At 51.2% G+C, this 17,995-nt stretch carries 16 protein-coding genes and 2 pseudogenes; 14 read left to right on the top strand and 4 right to left on the bottom strand.

Translation table 11 applies throughout. The features are described 5' to 3' along the window. The 4 genes from BWI93_RS08445 to BWI93_RS08430 form a co-directional block, all read left to right on the top strand. Positions 1–2,211, top strand: a 2,211-nt coding sequence (locus BWI93_RS08445) for a putative Ig domain-containing protein (protein WP_176454169.1), incomplete at its 5' end; no start/stop codon positions are given. A gap of 133 nt (positions 2,212–2,344) precedes the next feature. Next, positions 2,345–3,739, top strand: coding sequence for a glycoside hydrolase family 140 protein (locus tag BWI93_RS08440; protein ID WP_094810167.1), 1,395 nt, complete (start codon positions 2,345–2,347; stop codon positions 3,737–3,739). A gap of 65 nt (positions 3,740–3,804) precedes the next feature. Next, positions 3,805–4,395, top strand: coding sequence for a bifunctional precorrin-2 dehydrogenase/sirohydrochlorin ferrochelatase (locus BWI93_RS08435; protein ID WP_094810179.1), 591 nt, complete (start codon positions 3,805–3,807; stop codon positions 4,393–4,395). 32 nt (positions 4,396–4,427) lie between these two features. Beyond that, the gene (locus BWI93_RS08430; protein WP_094810165.1) at positions 4,428–4,997 is read left to right on the top strand and encodes a uracil-DNA glycosylase family protein; all 570 of its coding nucleotides are present in this window, start codon (positions 4,428–4,430) and stop codon (positions 4,995–4,997) included. Positions 4,998–5,007: 10 nt separating this feature from the next. Here the strand turns inward: BWI93_RS08430 and bla are convergent, their stop codons facing one another. The 4 genes and pseudogenes from bla to BWI93_RS08410 form a co-directional block, all read right to left on the bottom strand. Then, positions 5,008–5,892 carry a class A beta-lactamase, subclass A2 gene (gene bla, locus BWI93_RS08425; RefSeq protein ID WP_094810163.1) on the bottom strand — a complete coding sequence of 295 codons (885 nt, stop codon included), beginning with the start codon at positions 5,890–5,892 and terminating at the stop codon, positions 5,008–5,010. Between the two features lie 110 nt (positions 5,893–6,002). Then, positions 6,003–6,628 (bottom strand): annotated as a pseudogene (locus BWI93_RS08420) (ABC transporter ATP-binding protein). 104 nt (positions 6,629–6,732) lie between these two features. Next, the gene (locus BWI93_RS08415; RefSeq protein WP_094810161.1) at positions 6,733–7,395 is read right to left on the bottom strand and encodes a response regulator transcription factor; all 663 of its coding nucleotides are present in this window, start codon (positions 7,393–7,395) and stop codon (positions 6,733–6,735) included. A 146-nt stretch (positions 7,396–7,541) separates the two neighbouring features. Then, positions 7,542–8,207 carry a sensor histidine kinase gene (locus BWI93_RS08410; RefSeq protein WP_094810159.1) on the bottom strand — a complete coding sequence of 222 codons (666 nt, stop codon included), beginning with the start codon at positions 8,205–8,207 and terminating at the stop codon, positions 7,542–7,544. Positions 8,208–8,455: 248 nt separating this feature from the next. Here BWI93_RS08410 and BWI93_RS08405 point away from each other — a divergent pair, with 248 nt between their 5' ends. The 10 genes and pseudogenes from BWI93_RS08405 to BWI93_RS08360 all read left to right on the top strand — a co-directional run bounded on the left by BWI93_RS08405 (position 8,456) and on the right by BWI93_RS08360 (position 17,874). Further along, complete coding sequence (locus BWI93_RS08405; RefSeq protein ID WP_094810157.1) at positions 8,456–9,694, top strand: ABC transporter permease; 1,239 nt, start codon at positions 8,456–8,458, stop codon at positions 9,692–9,694. Between the two features lie 100 nt (positions 9,695–9,794). Beyond that, positions 9,795–10,259, top strand: coding sequence for a DUF3299 domain-containing protein (locus BWI93_RS08400; protein WP_094810155.1), 465 nt, complete (start codon positions 9,795–9,797; stop codon positions 10,257–10,259). A gap of 74 nt (positions 10,260–10,333) precedes the next feature. Beyond that, positions 10,334–11,701: a neutral/alkaline non-lysosomal ceramidase N-terminal domain-containing protein gene (locus BWI93_RS08395; RefSeq protein WP_094810153.1), complete on the top strand. Its 1,368-nt coding sequence runs from the start codon at positions 10,334–10,336 to the stop codon at positions 11,699–11,701. A gap of 179 nt (positions 11,702–11,880) precedes the next feature. Next, positions 11,881–12,276, top strand: coding sequence for an NADH-quinone oxidoreductase subunit A (locus tag BWI93_RS08390; protein WP_094810151.1), 396 nt, complete (start codon positions 11,881–11,883; stop codon positions 12,274–12,276). Positions 12,277–12,318: 42 nt separating this feature from the next. Then, positions 12,319–12,876, top strand: coding sequence for an NADH-quinone oxidoreductase subunit B (locus BWI93_RS08385; RefSeq protein WP_094810149.1), 558 nt, complete (start codon positions 12,319–12,321; stop codon positions 12,874–12,876). A 32-nt stretch (positions 12,877–12,908) separates the two neighbouring features. Then, on the top strand, positions 12,909–13,409 hold the full coding sequence (locus BWI93_RS08380) for an NADH-quinone oxidoreductase subunit C (protein ID WP_094810146.1): 501 nt from the start codon (positions 12,909–12,911) through the stop codon (positions 13,407–13,409). A gap of 75 nt (positions 13,410–13,484) precedes the next feature. Further along, entirely contained in the window at positions 13,485–14,765 is a 1,281-nt protein-coding gene (nuoD, locus tag BWI93_RS08375) for an NADH dehydrogenase (quinone) subunit D (protein ID WP_233207794.1), read from the top strand. 6 nt (positions 14,766–14,771) lie between these two features. Then, entirely contained in the window at positions 14,772–15,269 is a 498-nt protein-coding gene (gene nuoE, locus BWI93_RS08370) for an NAD(P)H-dependent oxidoreductase subunit E (RefSeq protein WP_094810144.1), read from the top strand. A gap of 89 nt (positions 15,270–15,358) precedes the next feature. Further along, a complete protein-coding gene (gene nuoF, locus BWI93_RS08365; protein ID WP_094810142.1) occupies positions 15,359–16,702 on the top strand; it encodes an NADH-quinone oxidoreductase subunit NuoF in 1,344 nt (447 codons plus the stop codon). A gap of 72 nt (positions 16,703–16,774) precedes the next feature. After that, positions 16,775–17,874 (top strand): annotated as a pseudogene (locus BWI93_RS08360) (2Fe-2S iron-sulfur cluster-binding protein). Positions 17,875–17,995: the final 121 nt, after the last annotated feature.

Here is a 17,995-nt window from a genome sequence, read left to right as displayed (position 1 = left end):
CAAACGGTTTCACGGGATTACACCATTACGGTAGTTCCGGCTACGCTGGTACTACCCGCCGCTACCCTGGCAGCTGCTCAGGTGGGTAATCCTTATACGGCTACGATTCCGGCCGCTACGGGTGGCACTACGCCGATTACGTACGCCGCGACAGGTCTTCCGGCTGGACTGACCTTCGATCCCGAAACGCGTCAGATCACCGGTACGCCCACGCAATCCGGTACGTTTACGGTAGCGGTTACGGCTACGGATGCGGGTAATCCGCAACAAACCGCTACGCGTAACTTCACGCTGACGGTGAATCCAGCTACGCTGGTACTGCCCGCCGCTACGCTGACGGCTGCTCAGGTCGGTACGGAATACACCGCTACGATTCCGGCCGCTACGGGTGGAACCACGCCGATTACGTATTCCGCGACAGGATTACCCGAAGGACTCTCCTTTAACCCGGTGACGCGTCAAATCACGGGTACGCCAACCCAGTTCGGCAACTTCACGATCGAAGTAACGGCTACGGATGCGGGCGATCCTCAACAAACGGCTACACGGACCTATTCGCTGACGGTGAATCCGGCTACGCTGGTATTGCCTACGGCTACGCTGGCTACGGCTCAGGTAGGAACGCCCTTCTCCGTAACGACGCCCGCTGCTTCGGGTGGAACCACACCGATTACTTACTCTGCTACAGGTCTTCCGGATGGCTTGAGCTTCAATCCGGCAACTCGCCAAATTACGGGTACACCTACTTCGGCAGGTACGTTCACGGTAACAGTGACGGCGGCTGATGCCGGTTCACCGCAACAAACGGTTTCGCAGGACTACACCATTACAGTAATTCCAGCCACGCTCGTACTGCCCGATGCTACGCTCGCTGCGGGTCAGGTGGGTTCAACGTACGCTACGACAATTCCTGCAGCTACGGGTGGAACGACGCCCATTACGTATTCAGCTTCCGGTGTCCCGGCTGGTTTGACGTTCAATCCAGCAACGCGTGAAATCACGGGTACGCCGACGCAATCGGGTACGTTTACGGTTGCTGTTACGGCCACGGATGCCGGTAACCCGCAACAAACCGCTACGCGTAATTATACGCTGACGATCAACCCGGCTACGCTAATCCTGCCTGACGCTACGCTGGCAGCTGCACAGGCGGGTACGACTTACACAGCTACGCTCCCCGCGGCTACAGGTGGTACCTCGCCCATTGCATACGCTGTTTCTGGTTTACCAGCTGGACTGACGTTCAATCCAACGACGCGTGAAATCACGGGTACGCCGACTGAATTCGGTAACTTTACCGTTGTGCTGACGGCTACGGATGCCGGTAACCCGCAACAAACGGCTACGCGTAACTACAACCTGACGGTTACTCCTTCAGGTTTGGCTCAGGCTCCCATTACGCTGCCAGACGGTGTGACCGGAACGGCTTATACGGCCTTCATTCCGCAGGCTACCGGTGGTACAGGTCCTTATACCTATACGGTGAACAATCTGCCTCCAGGGTTGGTCTTCAATCCTGCGACTCGTCAGATTTCTGGTACGCCCACGCAATCCGGAGTATTCACCAACATCACGGTAACCGTTACGGATGCAGGTTCTCCCGCTCAAACGATTACGCAAACGACGAGCCTCACCATCACCGAAGTACCGACCCCCGTTACCCTGATCGCCTTCACGGCCAAGGCTGCCGGATCAAACGTACAACTCGAATGGGCTACGGCTCAGGAAAAGAATAACGCCCTCTTCGAAGTACAACACTCCACCAACGGACGTGACTTCGAAACCGTAGGTAGCCTGGACGGCAAAGGTACCGTAGCTACGCGTCAGAATTATTCCTTCGTGCACGCCTCGGTGAACCCTGCCTTCATCCACTACTACCGCCTCAAGCAGGTAGATCAGGATGGCAAGTCTACGCTCTCTCCGGTTCGTTCGGTGAAACTCGACGGCTACGTAGGCATCGCGATGAAAGCCAGTACCGATCCCTCGCGGAATGTTCGCGTATTCGTAGACTACGGTGATGAGCAATTGTCGAAAGAAACGACCCTGTATTTGATGGATCTTTCAGGCCGTATCCTGAGTTCGCAGCAAGTGGAGCTGCAACCTGGTCGCAATACGGTAGAATTCTCTTCTTCTACGCTGGGTTCAGGTATTTACCTGATTCGAATGGACAATGCCTCGCACAAAGCGTCGGCGAAAGTAGCTCTGCCTTAGCAGAACCTACGCCTTAAAAAAGCCGCCCCGGTTATTCGGGGTGGCTTTTTTTTGTTCATTGTACGTATCTTTTCACGGGAATTTCCGGACTTGTTATGTGTTGATTTCCGCAACCTCTTTACCCATTCTATCAATGAAAACGCTTTTTTTAACGCTGGGGCTGGCTCTGCTGACTTCGGGCGTATGGGCTCAACAGGCTTTCTCTCACGGGAAATTACGGGTAGCATCCAATCATCGGTATCTGGTTCACGCCGACGGCACTCCCTTTTTCTGGCTGGGGGACACGGCCTGGGAATTGCTACACCGACTGAACCGGGAAGAAGCCGACCGCTATCTCAAACGCCGGGCCGAACAGGGATTTACCGTGGTACAAGCCGTAGCTCTGGCCGAGCTGGATGGCCTGAATACCCCAAATGCTCTGGGTGAAAAGCCCCTTCGTAACCACGATCTTACCCAACCCAATGAAGCGTATTTTCAGCACGTGGACTACGTGATTCAAAAGGCGGCTTCGTACGGAATCGTCATTGCTCTGTTACCAACCTGGGGAGATAAGCTGAACAAAGCCTGGGGGAAAGGCCCCGAAATCTTCACGACTCAAAACGCCCGCACTTTCGGCCAATGGCTGGGAAACCGGTACAAAAATCAGGCAAATGTGGTATGGGTGATCGGTGGCGACCGTACCCCTCGTGATAAGTCGGATGACGTGGCCGTCTGGCGGGCCCTGGCTCAGGGTGTCACCGAAGGCGTGGGGGGCCCGGATCAGGCCCTGATGACCTTTCATCCCCAACCCAATGAACTGACCATGGGTGGCTCTTCGCACTGGTTTCATCAGGATAGCTGGCTGGATTTCAATATGCTACAGAATGGTCACTGCCGCGATACGCCTACGTACGACAAAATTGCCTTCGTTTACAACCGAATGCCCGCCAAACCCGTGCTCGATGGTGAGCCTATTTACGAAGACCATCCCGTGTGTTTCAACGCCAAAGACCTCGGCTATTCCAATGCGTACGATGTGCGGAAGTACGCGTACTTCGACCTTTTTGCGGGTGCCCACGGCCATACGTACGGCTGTCACGATGTCTGGCAAATGTACACGCCCCGGCACGAACCCGTCAACGGGCCACATCTTTCCTGGGAAGAAGCGTTGAATCTGCCCGCGGCTAATCAGATGCAGTATGTACGGGCGTTGATGGAGTCGCGACCGTTGCTCGACCGGGTGCCGGATCAGTCGCTGATCGAAGAAAATCAGTACGGACCCGCCGACCGGATTCAGGCGACGCGGGGGAAGGATTACGCTTTCGTGTACTCCGCTGCCGGACGGCCCTTTACAGTCCGCCCCGGAAAAATTCCGGGAACCTCCTGGCAGGCGACCTGGTACGACCCGCGTACGGGAGACAGCAAAACGGTCGGGAAAGTGTCGGGTCAGAAGTCTCAGAAATTTACTCCACCCACGCAGGGATACGGACAGGACTGGGTATTGATTCTCGACGACGCCAGCAAGGCCTACCCTCTGCCGAAGCGATGATTAAAATGACTGTTTCGTTCGGGCGTTTTTTAATCCGTACTTTTGATCAAAATCCGTATGTACTGATGAATCGTCTGTTCCCCGTCTTTCTAAAACTCGAAACGCTGGATGTCCTGCTGGTGGGTGGTGGCAACGTTGGCCTGGAAAAACTGACCGCCTTACTCCAGAATAGTCCGGACACTGCGGTGACGGTAGTAGCCCCGCTCATTCGCGACGAAGTACGGCAACTGGCCGGGCAACACCCCCGCGTCCGACTCGTCGAGCGGGCCTTTGAACTCCGTGACCTAGACCATACCGATCTGGTCATTCTGGCAACGGACAATCCCGCTTTACACGCCACCATTAAAACCGAAACCCGGCAACGACGCATCCTGACCAATGTGGCCGATACCCCAAATCTCTGCGATTTGTACCTGGGGAGCATTGTCCAGAAGGGAGATCTGAAAATTGCGATTTCCACGAATGGGAAATCGCCAACCCTGGCCAAGCGGTTGCGGGAGTTTTTCAGCGAAATCATTCCCGATAATATTCAGGAAATTCTGGATAATCTGGTCGTCATACGCGAGCGGATCAAAGGCGATTTTCAGGCGAAAGTCAAACAGCTTAACGACCTGACGGAAGGATTGGTCAAAGAAGCACCGTCCAAAGATTCCTGAATTTTTTGGCTCGTTTTTCCGTTAGGATCGTAATGGAAGAATTGCTAGCTCAGGTACGTAATTGCACCCTTTGTGCTCCGTTTTTGCCCTTACCACCCAAACCCATTTTGCAGGCCAGTAGTCAGGCCCGAATACTCATCATCGGGCAGGCTCCCGGCCAGAAAGCTCATGATTCGGGCATTCCCTGGAACGACGCCAGCGGTAATCGCCTACGGTTGTGGATGAACATGGATCGGGACACGTTCTACGATCCGACGCAGGTAGCCATTGTTCCCATGGGCTTTTGTTACCCTGGTAAAGGATCGAATGGCGATTTGCCGCCCCGGCCCGAGTGTGCTCCGTACTGGCACGAAGCCATCCTTCGTCACTTACCCCATATCGAACTGACGTTACTGATTGGTCAATACGCTCAGCGGCAGTATTTACCCGTTCAGCAACCACTGACCGAAGCCGTGCGGGAGGCCGAACGCTTTTTACCGGCGTACTGGCCACTGCCCCATCCTTCACCACGTAATCAGTTCTGGCTTCGCCGGAATCCCTGGTTTGAAGAAGCGATGATACCGCTGTTACAGGAAAAAGTAGCGGCGATTCTTCAGGCGTAAGTACTGCCTTTTAATTCTGGTTGTAGTGATCGTAGGCGGCTTTGGCAATTCGGGCGATGGTTTGCTCCCGTACTGCCGTTTCCGCTTTGGAGTCCATCACGAATACAGCCACGATGAGGTGTTGGCCGGAAGGCAGCGTAATTACCCCCACGTCATTAGTAGCTGCGGTCACACCCGCCGGGTTCGTACCTGACGTACCCGTTTTCCGAGCAATGGGCGTACCCTTGGGCAGCGATCCCGGCAAGCGATTAGGAGCCGTAGAAGTACTGAGCATCATATCCTTAAGAACCTTGGTATAAGCGGAATTGAGGCGTTTTCCCTGATAAAAATCGTTCAACAAACGTCCCATCAGCACCGGCTCGCACCAGTTTTGATACTGTACAGACCATTCCGTCGCCATTTCTTCTTCCGTAGCCCGAATCGTCATATTTTTATAACCTAAGCGATGAAAGTAGGCTTCCACGACTTTTGTACCTCCGAGTTTTCGCAGGATAATGTCACAGGCATTGTTGTCGCTCAGAGCTACCATATTTTCCATCAATTCCCGAATCGTTAGATCTACATTTCCCTGCGGGTACTTGTCCCGAAGGGGACTGTGTGTATTGGGTAGCAATTCGTTTTTCGTAATGTGCCATTTCGTATCCAGGTCGAATTTACCCGCCTCGATCTGGTTCAACAGAGCTATAGCAATCGGAAATTTATAGACACTTAGCATCGGAAAATGTCCGGTACCATTCAAGGAAAGCGTATCGCCCCTTTCCAGATGAATAATGGAGACGCCGACGGTTCCCCCGGAGCTTTGGGCGATTTGTTGAATAGCCTTGCGTAAGGACGATTGCCCGAAACTTGCCAGCGAAATTAGTAAGCCCAAGAGAAGAGCAGAAAGACGATACATGGTAGGGAAGTGTTAAACCGATGGAAACATAAAAATACCCTGACTACTGATACGTAGCAGGGTATAGTAATAATTTCTGCAGGATTTTTCTGAGATCTGTCTGAATAGCTTTACAATTCGACTCGCTTCGGGAATACGTCTTTCAGTCGGCCGTCGTGTGTAACCACGACCAGACTGGCCCCCAGATGAGCCGATTGTTTCTTGAGTAGCTCCACGACCAGATAGCAGTTTTCATCGTCAAGGCTAGAGGTAGGTTCATCGGCCAGAATTACCTGTGGTTCGTTCATCAGAGCCCGGGCAATGCCTACCCGTTGCTGCTCACCCAACTGAGTTGATGCGTTTTTTTACCAAGATGTTCCGCAAATCCCAGGCTTTGAGCCAGTTGACGGGCTTTTTCGGTATCGGCTTTTCTTCCGGCCAGATAATTAGCCAGAATCAGATTATCCAGTACCGATAGTGAACGTACGAAATGCGACCGTTGGTAAATCAGGCCTACGTGTTTGGCCCGGAACGCTGCTGCTTCGCTGGGCGAAAACTGCGATATATCCTCCTGGCCAATGCGAATTTGTCCGCCCTGTGGCTGAAGTAACAAAGCCAGCAAGTGCAGAAAGGTTGTTTTGCCCCGTCCCGAACGTCCCAGAATCAGAAGCGTATCCTGATCGGGACATTCAATATCGGGAAAGCTGAATTGCTTCGTTGGGCTATAAGCAAACGTCAATTGGTGCGTCTGAATCATGCAGGAAGTCTATTTACGGTTTTCGCAGGTATGTTTTCCGAATGAGTACATGTAATCTCTGGGAGTGCCCCTTCCGGAAAACGGTATGCGAAGTACGTAAAACCTTAGGACTTTTTCTCTTCCACGGCAATACGAACCAGTTCTACGGTATTTTTTACTTTAGTTTTACGCAGCATGTTCGCCCGGTGGTTCGTTACGGTACGAATACTCAGGTTTAATTTTTCAGCAATTTCCCGGCTATTCAGGCCTTCTGCAATCATGGTCAGAATCTGACGTTCCTTGCGGGAAAGTTTACTCAGCGGACTGTCGTCATTGCCACGCGTAGCCGTGCGTCCGCGACTACGGCCCAGCAAAGCGTCCACGAATACAGACGAAATGGTCGGAGGGAAATACTTATCACCCTGCGATACTTTTTGCAAAGCCAACAAGATTTCTTCTTTATCCGTATCTTTCAGCAGATAGCCTGCGGCTCCGCTTTCAACGGATTTCAGAATATAATCCTGATTGTTGTGCATACTGAAAATCAGAGCTTTCACGGTTGAATACTGCTGTGCAATGGCTTTAGCGGCTTCAATTCCGGACAGGCGGGGCATACTGATATCCAGAATAACCACATCGGGTTTAGTTTCAGGGATTTTCTCCAGAGCTTCCTGACCATCGGCGGCTTCTCCCACAATTTCTACTGAATCTTCATCGGCTAGCAGCATTCTAAGCCCTTTCCGTACTACGGTGTGATCATCTGCGACGAGTACTCGAATTTTTGCCATTAGTTTCATTGACGGTTATATAAAAGAAAAGAACAGCTATGGTTTTGCTTGGCGGAAGCAGTAACCACAGGATTGTACTCCAAAGTAACGAAACATATCAGACTGAATACTATTCCCCACTTTTTTATTTTTAAAAATAATTATAATTACTGAGACAAAGATACTTCAATAATCGTTCCCTGACCGGGAACGGATTCAATCTGGAAGCGTCCTCCCAGCAATTCAGCCCGCAATTTCATATTCCGTAAGCCGGATCGTACCTGAGCACGCCGGGTAAGTTCTTCGAGAGAAAACCCTATACCGTCATCTACTATACGTAAAACTAATTGATGTAAGCTAGTTTCGGTTAATCGTACTTCCATTCGGGAAGCGTTGGCGTACTTCAAAGCGTTGGTAAGAGCTTCCTGAGTAATCCGGTATAAATGAATTTCGGTTGCTTCAGAAAGTCGTTCACTTCGCTTATTCGATTGAAAATCAACCGTTAGTGTTCCCGGACGGGTTGTACGTTCACAGAGCAGGCGGAGAGCCGCGTCGAGACCAAAGTCGCTTAATACGCTCGGCATCAAGTCGAAAGATACCTGACGTGTAGCCGCGATCGTTTCCAGAATCAGCTGCTGTAATTCCTGGTAACTGTCGCGTTGGCGTTCGGTAAAGGGAGCATCCGCTAACTGGTCGATGTGCCAGCGAATACCCGTCAATAACTGTCCGATGCCATCGTGTAACTCGCGGGACAGCCGCTTGCGTTCTTCTTCCTGCCCTTCCAATAAGGCAGCCGTACGGATAGGGTCGTTCGATTCAGGGAGTTCTGACATTCTGTTCAAATTTCGGAAATATACTGGTCGGTTTTACGGATTGCCAGGCGGACAATATCGGGTAGGTTGAGTCGATTTCTGAGTACAATTCTACCATAATTTTTGCGTATATCTTTACTACCTGATTTTTGTTAGTCTCTGGAGCGATGTGTTTAGCCCTGGCCTGTTACATAGCTCTTGCAGAAAAACTGCTTTGAATTTCCTTTTTTTACCCGCAAAAGGCGTTGGTTTTTTTGCAACTTTGTGGCATGAATGTAATCAAGATCTCCCTGGCTAATTTGCGGGATAAACCGCTGAGTACTTTCCTGAGCACCCTTCTGATGGCCCTGGGTGTAGGCTTGATTTCGCTGTTGTTACTGATTAGTCAGCAGTTGGAAGATAAGTTTACCCGGAATCTGAAAGGCATTGATCTGGTAGTAGGGGCCAAAGGCAGTCCGCTGCAAATCATTCTTTCTTCCATTTATCAGATAGACTCTCCTACGGGCAATATTCCCTTGTCGGACGCTCAGATGTTATCGCGTAACCCCATGGTACAGAAAGCAATTCCGCTGGCGATGGGCGATAACTATAAACTCTTCCGCATTGTGGGCACTGACTCTACGTATCTGGCTCATTTTGAGGCGAAACTGACGGAAGGACGTATGTTTAGCCAGCCGCTGGAAGCCGTCATTGGTGAAAAAGTAGCCCGGCAGACCGGTCTGAAGATTGGCGATACATTCGCCGGAGCCCACGGTTTTGACGAGGAAGGCCACGTACACGGCGACGCCAAATATAAAGTGGTAGGCATTGCAGCCTATAATAATTCTGTGGTAGACAATGTCATTCTGACGCCCGTAGAAAGCCTCTGGAAGGTACACGAAGGCCAGGAAGGCAGTCAGGGCAATGCCATCATTGGTGAAATGATCAACGGAACGCCGGAAGATTCCACGGCCGACGATCCCAGCCACGAGATTACTGCTTTACTCATTAAATTCCGCAATCCGATGGGGAACGTCATTCTGCCCCGGATTATCAACGAAAACAGTAAATTACAGGCCGCTTCGCCCGCTCTGGAAATCAACCGGATGCTCGATCTGCTCGGCGTGGGCGTTGATACCATTCGCTGGATGGCCCTGGTAATCATTGTCATTGCGGGCATCAGTGTGTTTGTCTCCCTGTACAATTCGCTGAAAGAACGTCGTTATGAAATGGCACTGATGCTGGCCATGGGGGCAACCCGAAGCAAGCTGTTTGCCATGCTTTTGCTGGAAGGTTTACTGATCAGTGTACTAGGCTATATCATCGGTATCGTGCTGAGTCGGGTGGGTTTGGGAGTCCTTTCCGCCGGAGCTGATCAAAGCTTTCATTATAGCTTTCAGGTACTGGCCCTTTCGCCGTTGGAAGGCTTATTACTGGTGGGCGTACTCCTGCTGGGATTACTGGCGGCAGCCCTGCCTTCGCTGAATGTATACCGCCTCAATTTGTCGCGGACCCTGGCCGAGGAATAATTCCAGAAAGCTGATTGCAACCTTGTTGAAAAAAGTAAGGGATTGCGGTAACTTTGTACAGATTTTTAGCGTTACTCATTGCTGAAACCATTTCCGTGTTATGAAGCTATTCAAAATATTATCGCTGTTTTTGGCCGTTGGACTGTTCGTAAACGCGACAACGGACGCCCCGAAAGTGGCCGATCCTGCTAAGATTACCTGGGAGAATCTGAAGGATGTGAAATTTCAGAAGAAGTGGTATCCTGAAGAGAAAATGTATATTCTGTACCCGAACTTCGGTCCTGGCGTACAGAAACTCAGTAATAAGGAAGTCATCATCAAGGGCTACCTCGTACCGGTAGACATTACGACCAATACCTTCGTACTTTCGGCCTACCCGAATTCCATGTGTTTCTTCTGTACGGGTACGGGTCCGGAAACGATCATGGCTCTCAAAATGAAGAAAAACCGTCGGTTTAAAGTGGATGAAGTACAAACGTTCAAGGGTACGCTGAAACTTAATGCCAGCGACATCTACGAACTTAATTACATTCTGGACAATGCCGAGATTTACAACGGCGAATAAGTCCAGCTACGTTCCTTTCTATCTTTGCCCCACCCCTAGCGGTGGGGTTTTTTCTTTGCTTTAACGGATTGTTCATGAAGTTCCTACGCCTCATTACCAAGATTTCCCTGGCTCTTATTGTTCTCATTCTCCTGATTTTGGCGGTTACTATGACGACCGTTGACGAAACGCCCTATACCGCCACCGAAGCGTACCAGCAAACCCAGCAGAATCTTCAGCAGGTGGATCAGCAACTGGCCTTGCAGCGGGTGGATACGGCCGGACCTACCCTGAATGTTGGGTGGGCGAAGGCGAACATCACACCCAGCTACGCAACCCCGTTGGCGGGTTACGGCACCCGCCGGGGCAAAGTGTCTACGGGGGTACGGGATTCCCTATGGGTACGGGCGTTCGTCTTTGACAATGGGAAAACGCGTACGGCTCTGATTGCCTCCGATTTACTCATCGTCCCCCCCACGGTAGTAGCAGCCGTGCAGGCACAATGGCCGAAGAACCTGGGCTTCCCGGCGGATCGCATTTATTACGGAGCCATTCATAGCCACAATAGTGCGGGCGGCTGGCAGGCAGGCGTGGGTAGCGAACTGATTGCGGGAAACTACAATCCTGAAGTAGAAGCGTTTTTAGCTAAACAAATTATTACGGCTATTTCGGAGGCTACGCAACGACTGGCTCCTACCGAAATAGGGTACGGAGCAATCAGTGAGCCCGATCGCATTGAAAACCGTTTAGTAGGAAATGAAGGTACAGTCGATAGTCTCATCCGGATGCTTAAATTCAAGAAGGCTACGGGTGAAACGGCTCTGCTGGTGACGTATGCCGCTCATGCGACGCTGATCAATGACGATAACCTGGTGGTATCGCGGGATTACCCCGGCATTCTGGTGGATTCTCTGGAAAAGGAGACCGTGAATTTCGCAGCCTATATGGCCGGAGCCGTAGGTTCCATGCGACCCAAGACCGAGGGCCAGACCGACGATGAAGAAATGAACAACCAGGCCCGGGCCTTACTCAGCGATATTGAAAAAGCGTACGGGACCCTACCTACCCAAAAGGCTCGTGCACTGGAATTTGTCACCCTTCCCCTCGGATTACGCCAACCCCAGCTTCAAATTGCCAAAGGCTGGAAACTTCGCCCGTGGGTTTTTAACTGGCTCTTTGGAAAGGCTGAAGCCGATCTGAAGGCCTTACGCATTGGTCAGACGGTATTGCTGGGAATGCCCTGCGATTTTTCCGGCGAACTGGTCACTGACTTTTCAGCAGTAGCTCGGCAGAAAAACCAGCACCTGATCGTTACCAGTTTCAACGGCTATTACATCGGTTACGTAACGCCCGACAAGTACTGGACCCGCGACACCTACGAGAGCGTAGCCATGAACTGGTTCGGCCCCAATACGGGTAGTTATTTTGTCGAAATGGGTCGTAAACTTTTAAATAAACTGTGAAAAAGTAGCAATTTCCTGTAGCGGGGTTAGAATAATCTAATATTATTTAGAAAGATTCTAAAATCCTCAGAAGATTGGGAAAGATGCCGGGAAATGCGATTTTTGTAAGTAAAGAAAGTACAATTTTAATATCGAGCCGGACATAGGCTTTACTTATAATCACCCGTACCTCGTTTCCTATGGCTTCACTTCCCGCGGATTTTGCACCCGTCGTAGTACAATTTATTGCGGCTTCCGGATTCATCGGAATGACGATGCTGGCGACTCACCTGCTTACGGGTCGTCGTAAAACCAGTAGTACACTTCGAAAAGAAGATCCCTGGGAGTGCGGTATCCCCGTTTACGGTGATGCCCGGGCTCCTATTTCCGTTAAATACTTTTTAACGGCTATTCTTTTCGTGCTTTTTGATGTAGAAATCATCTTCATGTACCCCTGGGCGGTCAATTTCCTCAAGTTTCGAAATGAAGGGTTAGGGATGCTGGTATTTGGAGAAATGATCGTTTTCATGCTCCTGCTGCTGGCGGGTTTCTATTACGTAATTAAAAAGGGCGTATTGAAGTGGGATCAGGACTAAGGTCTTGTCCCTGGGCTACGTCCCCTGAACAGTATTCCAACTATGAGCGATAGACCCAATACTATCAAAATTGTAGATGCTCCGGACGGCTACGGCGGTTCGGGTTTCTTTGCTACTTCGTTTGAAAAAGTAATTGCTCTGGCCCGCAGCAACTCGCTCTGGCCGCTTCCTTTTGCTACCTCCTGCTGCGGAATCGAGTTCATGGCTACGATGGGTGCTACGTATGATCTGGCCCGCTTTGGGTCGGAACGTCCGAGCTTCTCACCCCGGCAATCGGATATGCTGCTGGTGATGGGTACCATTGCCAAGAAAATGGCTCCGATTGTACGGCAAACGTACATTCAGATGGCCGAACCTCGCTGGGTCATTGCCGTGGGAGCCTGTGCCTCTTCGGGTGGCATTTTTGATACGTATTCGGTGCTACAGGGCATTGACCGTATTGTTCCCGTGGATGTCTACGTCCCGGGTTGCCCACCCCGGCCCGAGCAGATTCTGGATGGGGTTATGCAATTACAGGAGATTGTTAAAAACGAGCCGTTGCGTCGTCGGGATTCTGACGAGTATAAGGCACTGCTCGAATCGTACGGAATTATCAAATAGCTACGGCTTCATTCCCTCGTTGAAAACTACTTATGCTTAGTAATCAGGAAATTGCCGACGATCTGTTGGCTCAATACGGTGATAAGATTGCGGGGTTTGAAGAGCATCACGAAATCATGAGTGTCTTTACGACCGTCGAGACGGCCAAGCCCATGATTGCGTATTTGTATAACCATCCAACGTTTAAATTCCAATATCTTACCGATTTAGCCGGTATTCACTACCCGGATAATACAGGTGGTGAACTGAGCGTGGTCTATCACCTCCACAGCTGGACGCACAATCATCGCATTATGATCCGGATTTTCGTTCCCATCGAAGCTCCAGACGTTCCTACGATTGTTGACCTGCATAAGAGTGCCAACTGGATGGAGCGGGAAGCGTATGATTTCTTCGGTATCAATTTCGTGGGTCACCCGAACCTGATTCGGATTCTGAACATCGAGGAAATGGATTACTTCCCCATGCGGAAAGAATTTCCGCTGGAAGACGCGACCCGTCAGGACAAAATCGACGCCCTTTTTGGCCGCTAGGCGGATTCCCACGGGGGATGCTCCCCTGGAACTCCACTGACCTCACTGCAGCGAACTGCTAAAAAGCCTAATCCGATGAGCGAAACCAACACAAATAATACATTAACCCAGCGGGATCAGCCGGCCGTTATGGGTCCGCAGGTAGGAAACCTGGCCCTCAAGGATGGTGTACCCCTAATTGCGGAAGATGGTCGCGAACTTACCACCCTCAACCTCGGGCCAACGCACCCTTCCACGCACGGGATTTTCCAGAATATTCTAACGATGGACGGTGAGAAGATCGTTTCGGGCGTACCGACGATTGGCTACATTCACCGGGCTTTCGAAAAAATAGCCGAACGCCGCCCCCTGTACCAGATTACCACGCTGACCGACCGGATGAACTACTGTTCCAGTCCCATCAACAACATGGGCTGGCACATGACGGTTGAGAAATTACTCGGCATCGAAGTTCCCAAACGGGCCCAGTATATCCGGGTAATTATGATGGAACTGGCCCGCATTGCCGATCACCTCATTTGTAACTCCATTCTGGGCGTAGATTCCGGAGCCTTTACGGGCTTTCTGTACGTGATGCAGAAACGCGAGGAAATTTACGAGATCTACGAAGAAATGTGTGGAGCCCGTCTGACGACCAATATGGGTCGTTTCGGGGGAATGGAGCGGGATTTGTCCAACGAAGCCATTCGTAAAATCCGTGAATTCATTCGCAGCTTCCCACCCGTGATGCAGGAGTTTGAGAAGATGCTGAATCGCAACCGTATTTTCATTGATCGTACGGTGGGTGTAGGTCCGGTATCGCAGGAGATGGCCCTTCAGTACGGCTTCAGCGGGCCGAACCTGCGGGCCGCGGGCATCGATTACGACGTGCGGGTGATGAGTCCGTATTCTTCTTACCAGGATTTTGACTTTGATATTCCGGTTGGTTACTCTGGCGATACCTACGATCGCTTCATGGTACGCAACGGAGAAATCTGGGAGAGCTTTAAAATCATCCAGCAGGCCGTAGAAAACCTGCCTGAAGGCCCCTTCCACGCCGATGCTCCGGAGTACTACTTGCCTCCTAAACAAGAAGTATACCGCAACATGGAAGCTCTCATCTATCACTTCAAAATTGTCATGGGTGAAATTCCGATTCCCGTGGGCGAGGTGTACCATGCCGTTGAAGGCGGCAATGGAGAGCTGGGCTTCCACCTGATTTCGGACGGTGGCCGGAGTCCTTACCGACTGAAAATGAGGCGACCCTGCTTCATTTTTTATCAGTCTTACCCTGAATTATGCAAGGGCGTTACGTTGTCCGATGCCATCATTATCATGAGTAGCATGAACGTAATTGCCGGTGAATTAGACGCTTAACCTCCCATGCTTGAAACAAAACCCCGCATCGAATTCACGCCGGAACGGCTGGAACGAGCTAAAGAAATACTAACCCATTACCCCGAAGGTCGGCAAAAATCGGCCCTACTCCCGCTCCTGCACCTGTTACAGGAACAGGAAGGCTGGACGCCCGCGGAAGGGATGGATTATGTTGCAGAATTGCTGGGTATACAACCCATCGAAGTATACGAAGTGGCGACGTTTTACACCATGTACCACCTCGAACCCGTCGGCAAGCACGTCATCGAATACTGCCGAACCGGTCCTTGTATGCTGATGGGGGGCGAAGAAGTCTACGCCCATTTGAAGCAGAAAATCGGTGCTCAGGATGGTGAAACTTCGGCCGATAAGCTGTTCACGATCAAGCCCGTGGAATGCCTGGCCGCCTGCGGCTGGGGCCCCTGCTTCCAGATCCGCGAAAAGTACTACACGCACCTGACGATTGAGAAAGTAGACGAAATTATTGATGAACTCAAGAAATAGTTTTCAGTCTTCAGTTTACCGTTTTCAGTGCAAACGCACACTTCATCGAAAACTAACAACTGAAAACCGAAAACTGAAAACTATGCATTATGTCGCTTCCTAAGATACTTACGGCTCATACCCACCTTCCGGGGATTGAGACCTTTGATGTATACCGCAAAAACGGAGGTTATGCCGCCGTAGAAAAAGCCATCCAAACCATGACGCCCGACGAAGTGGTGGAGGAAGTAAAGAAATCGGGCGTTCGTGGTCGCGGCGGGGCGGGTTTCCCGATGGGTATGAAGTGGTCGTTTCTGGCGAAACCCGAAGGCGTTCCCCGCTATCTGGTTTGCAACGCCGACGAATCAGAACCCGGTACCTTTAAGGACCACTGGCTGATGAAAACCATTCCGCATTTGCTGATTGAGGGCATGATCGTCTCCAGCTACGCTCTGGGGGCCAATGCCAGCTACATCTACGTGCGGGGCGAGCTGATGTACGTGGTTCGCATTCTGGAAAAAGCCATTGCAGAAGCCAAAGCGGCCGGTTTTCTTGGAAAAAATATTCTGGGTTCGGGCTACGATCTCGAACTCTACGTGCAGCCCGGCGGTGGGGCGTATATCTGCGGCGAAGAAACGGCCTTGCTCGAATCGCTGGAAGGTAAACGGGGAAATCCACGGAATAAACCGCCCTTTCCGGCAGTCAAAGGTCTGTACCAATGCCCAACGGTAGTTAATAACGTCGAGTCCATTTCGACGACATCCTGGATTGTCAATAACGGAGGCGATGCTTACGCCGCCATTGGCATTGGCCGTTCAACGGGTACGAAACTGATTTCGGCTTCCGGTCACCTCAAAAAACCGGGCGTTTACGAAATCCCACTGGGTCTGCCCGTACAGGAATTCATCTACTCCGACGAATGGTGCGGCGGGATTCGCGACGGTCACCATTTAAAAGCGGTGGTAGCGGGAGGTTCGTCCGTACCCATTCTTCCCGCCGCAATGTTACTAAAAACGGCGAACGGTGAAGATCGCCTGATGTCCTACGAATCGCTGGCCGACGGTGGCTTTGCTACGGGTACGATGATGGGTTCAGGTGGATTTATTGCTATGGACGAAACGACCTGTATTGTGCGGAATACCTGGAATTTCAGCCGTTTCTATCACCACGAATCCTGCGGGCAGTGTTCACCCTGCCGGGAAGGTACGGGCTGGATGGAAAAGGTCCTCCACCGGATTGAGCACGGCCACGGCTCCATGCACGACATTGACTTACTGGTGGATGTAGCCAAGAAGATTGAAGGCAATACCATTTGTCCGCTGGGGGATGCAGCAGCCTGGCCCATCGCCTCGGCCATCCGGCACTTCCGGGACGAATTTGAATGGCACATTACCAATCCGCAGGAAGCGACGCGTCCCGGTGCGGTATTCAAAGGCCACATGGAACTGGTTTAATGAATGAATGAGTGAGTGCCTTATCCTATCATTCGCTCATTCATTCATTCATTCATTCAAAATTGTAATGACATGAAAGTTACGATTGATAATATCACCATTGAAGTCGAACCGGGTACGACCATTCTTCAGGCGGCCCGGAAGATTGGTCCAGAAGTAGCTCCGCCGGCCATGTGTTACTACGAGCCATTAAAGGCTTCGGGTGGCAAGTGTCGGGCCTGTCTGGTGAAAGTAACAGCGGGCTCTGAAAAAGACCCCCGCCCGATGCCCAAGCTGGTGCCTTCCTGTATCACGCAGGTTCAGGATGGTATGATCGTGGAAAATACCGTGAACGAACAGGTTCTCGAAACGCGGAAAGGCATCGTTGAATTTCTGTTACTGAATCATCCCCTCGATTGTCCCATTTGCGATCAGGCGGGGGAATGCCACTTGCAGGACTTTTCCTTCCAGCACGGCGTTCAGCAAACGCGGTACGAAGAAGAACGCCGGACCTTTGAAAAACAGGATCTCGGGCCGAATATTCAGTTGCACATGACCCGCTGCATTCTGTGTTACCGTTGCGTATTCACGGCTGATCAGATTACCGGCAAACGCGTACACGGGGTACTGAATCGCGGCGATCATGCGGAGATTTCAACGTACATCGAAAAAGCGATTGACAATGATTTTTCCGGAAACGTAATCGATGTGTGTCCCGTAGGTGCATTGACGGACAAGACGTATCGCTTCAAAACCGGGTCTGGTTTACAAAACCCGTTGATGCTCACTGCGACTGCGAAAAGTGTTCGGGGAAAGTCACGCTCTGGTACCGGGGCGATGAGGTGATTCGGGTGACGGCTCGTAAAAACCAGTGGGGTGAAGTACTGGATTTCATCTGCAACACCTGCCGATTCGAACGCAAAAACACGGCGGACTGGACCATTGAAGGCCCTACGAAGGTAGCCCGCCATTCGGTAATTTCTGCCAACAAGTACGGAGCCAACAAGATCGTTCCGGAGTTTGCCCGTCGTCTGGCGGCTTCGCAGTACAAAGACGTTCACGAAGCACGTGATACCAGCCAACTGAACATCAAGCAGTTGCCGGAAGAACGTTTCAAAGCATTAATTCCACCCGCGGGCGAATCCGCCGTCGCAGGTATACGGTCAATTCAAAACTGGGCAGAGGACAAGTAATGTTGTTCGTTGATTGTTTTTAGTTGTTGGAAGTTGTACGTATGACAAAATCGTCATTGCCTCAAGAATCCTTAATGGATCACTCAACCAATAACAGTCAACCAATAACCATCAACTAGAA

The sequence above is a fragment of the Siphonobacter sp. BAB-5385 genome (genome assembly GCF_002261125.1).
Classification (GTDB): domain Bacteria; phylum Bacteroidota; class Bacteroidia; order Cytophagales; family Spirosomataceae; genus Siphonobacter.
The sequence above is the reverse complement of the archived record's forward strand: the minus strand, read 5'-3'. Positions and strand labels throughout refer to the sequence as shown.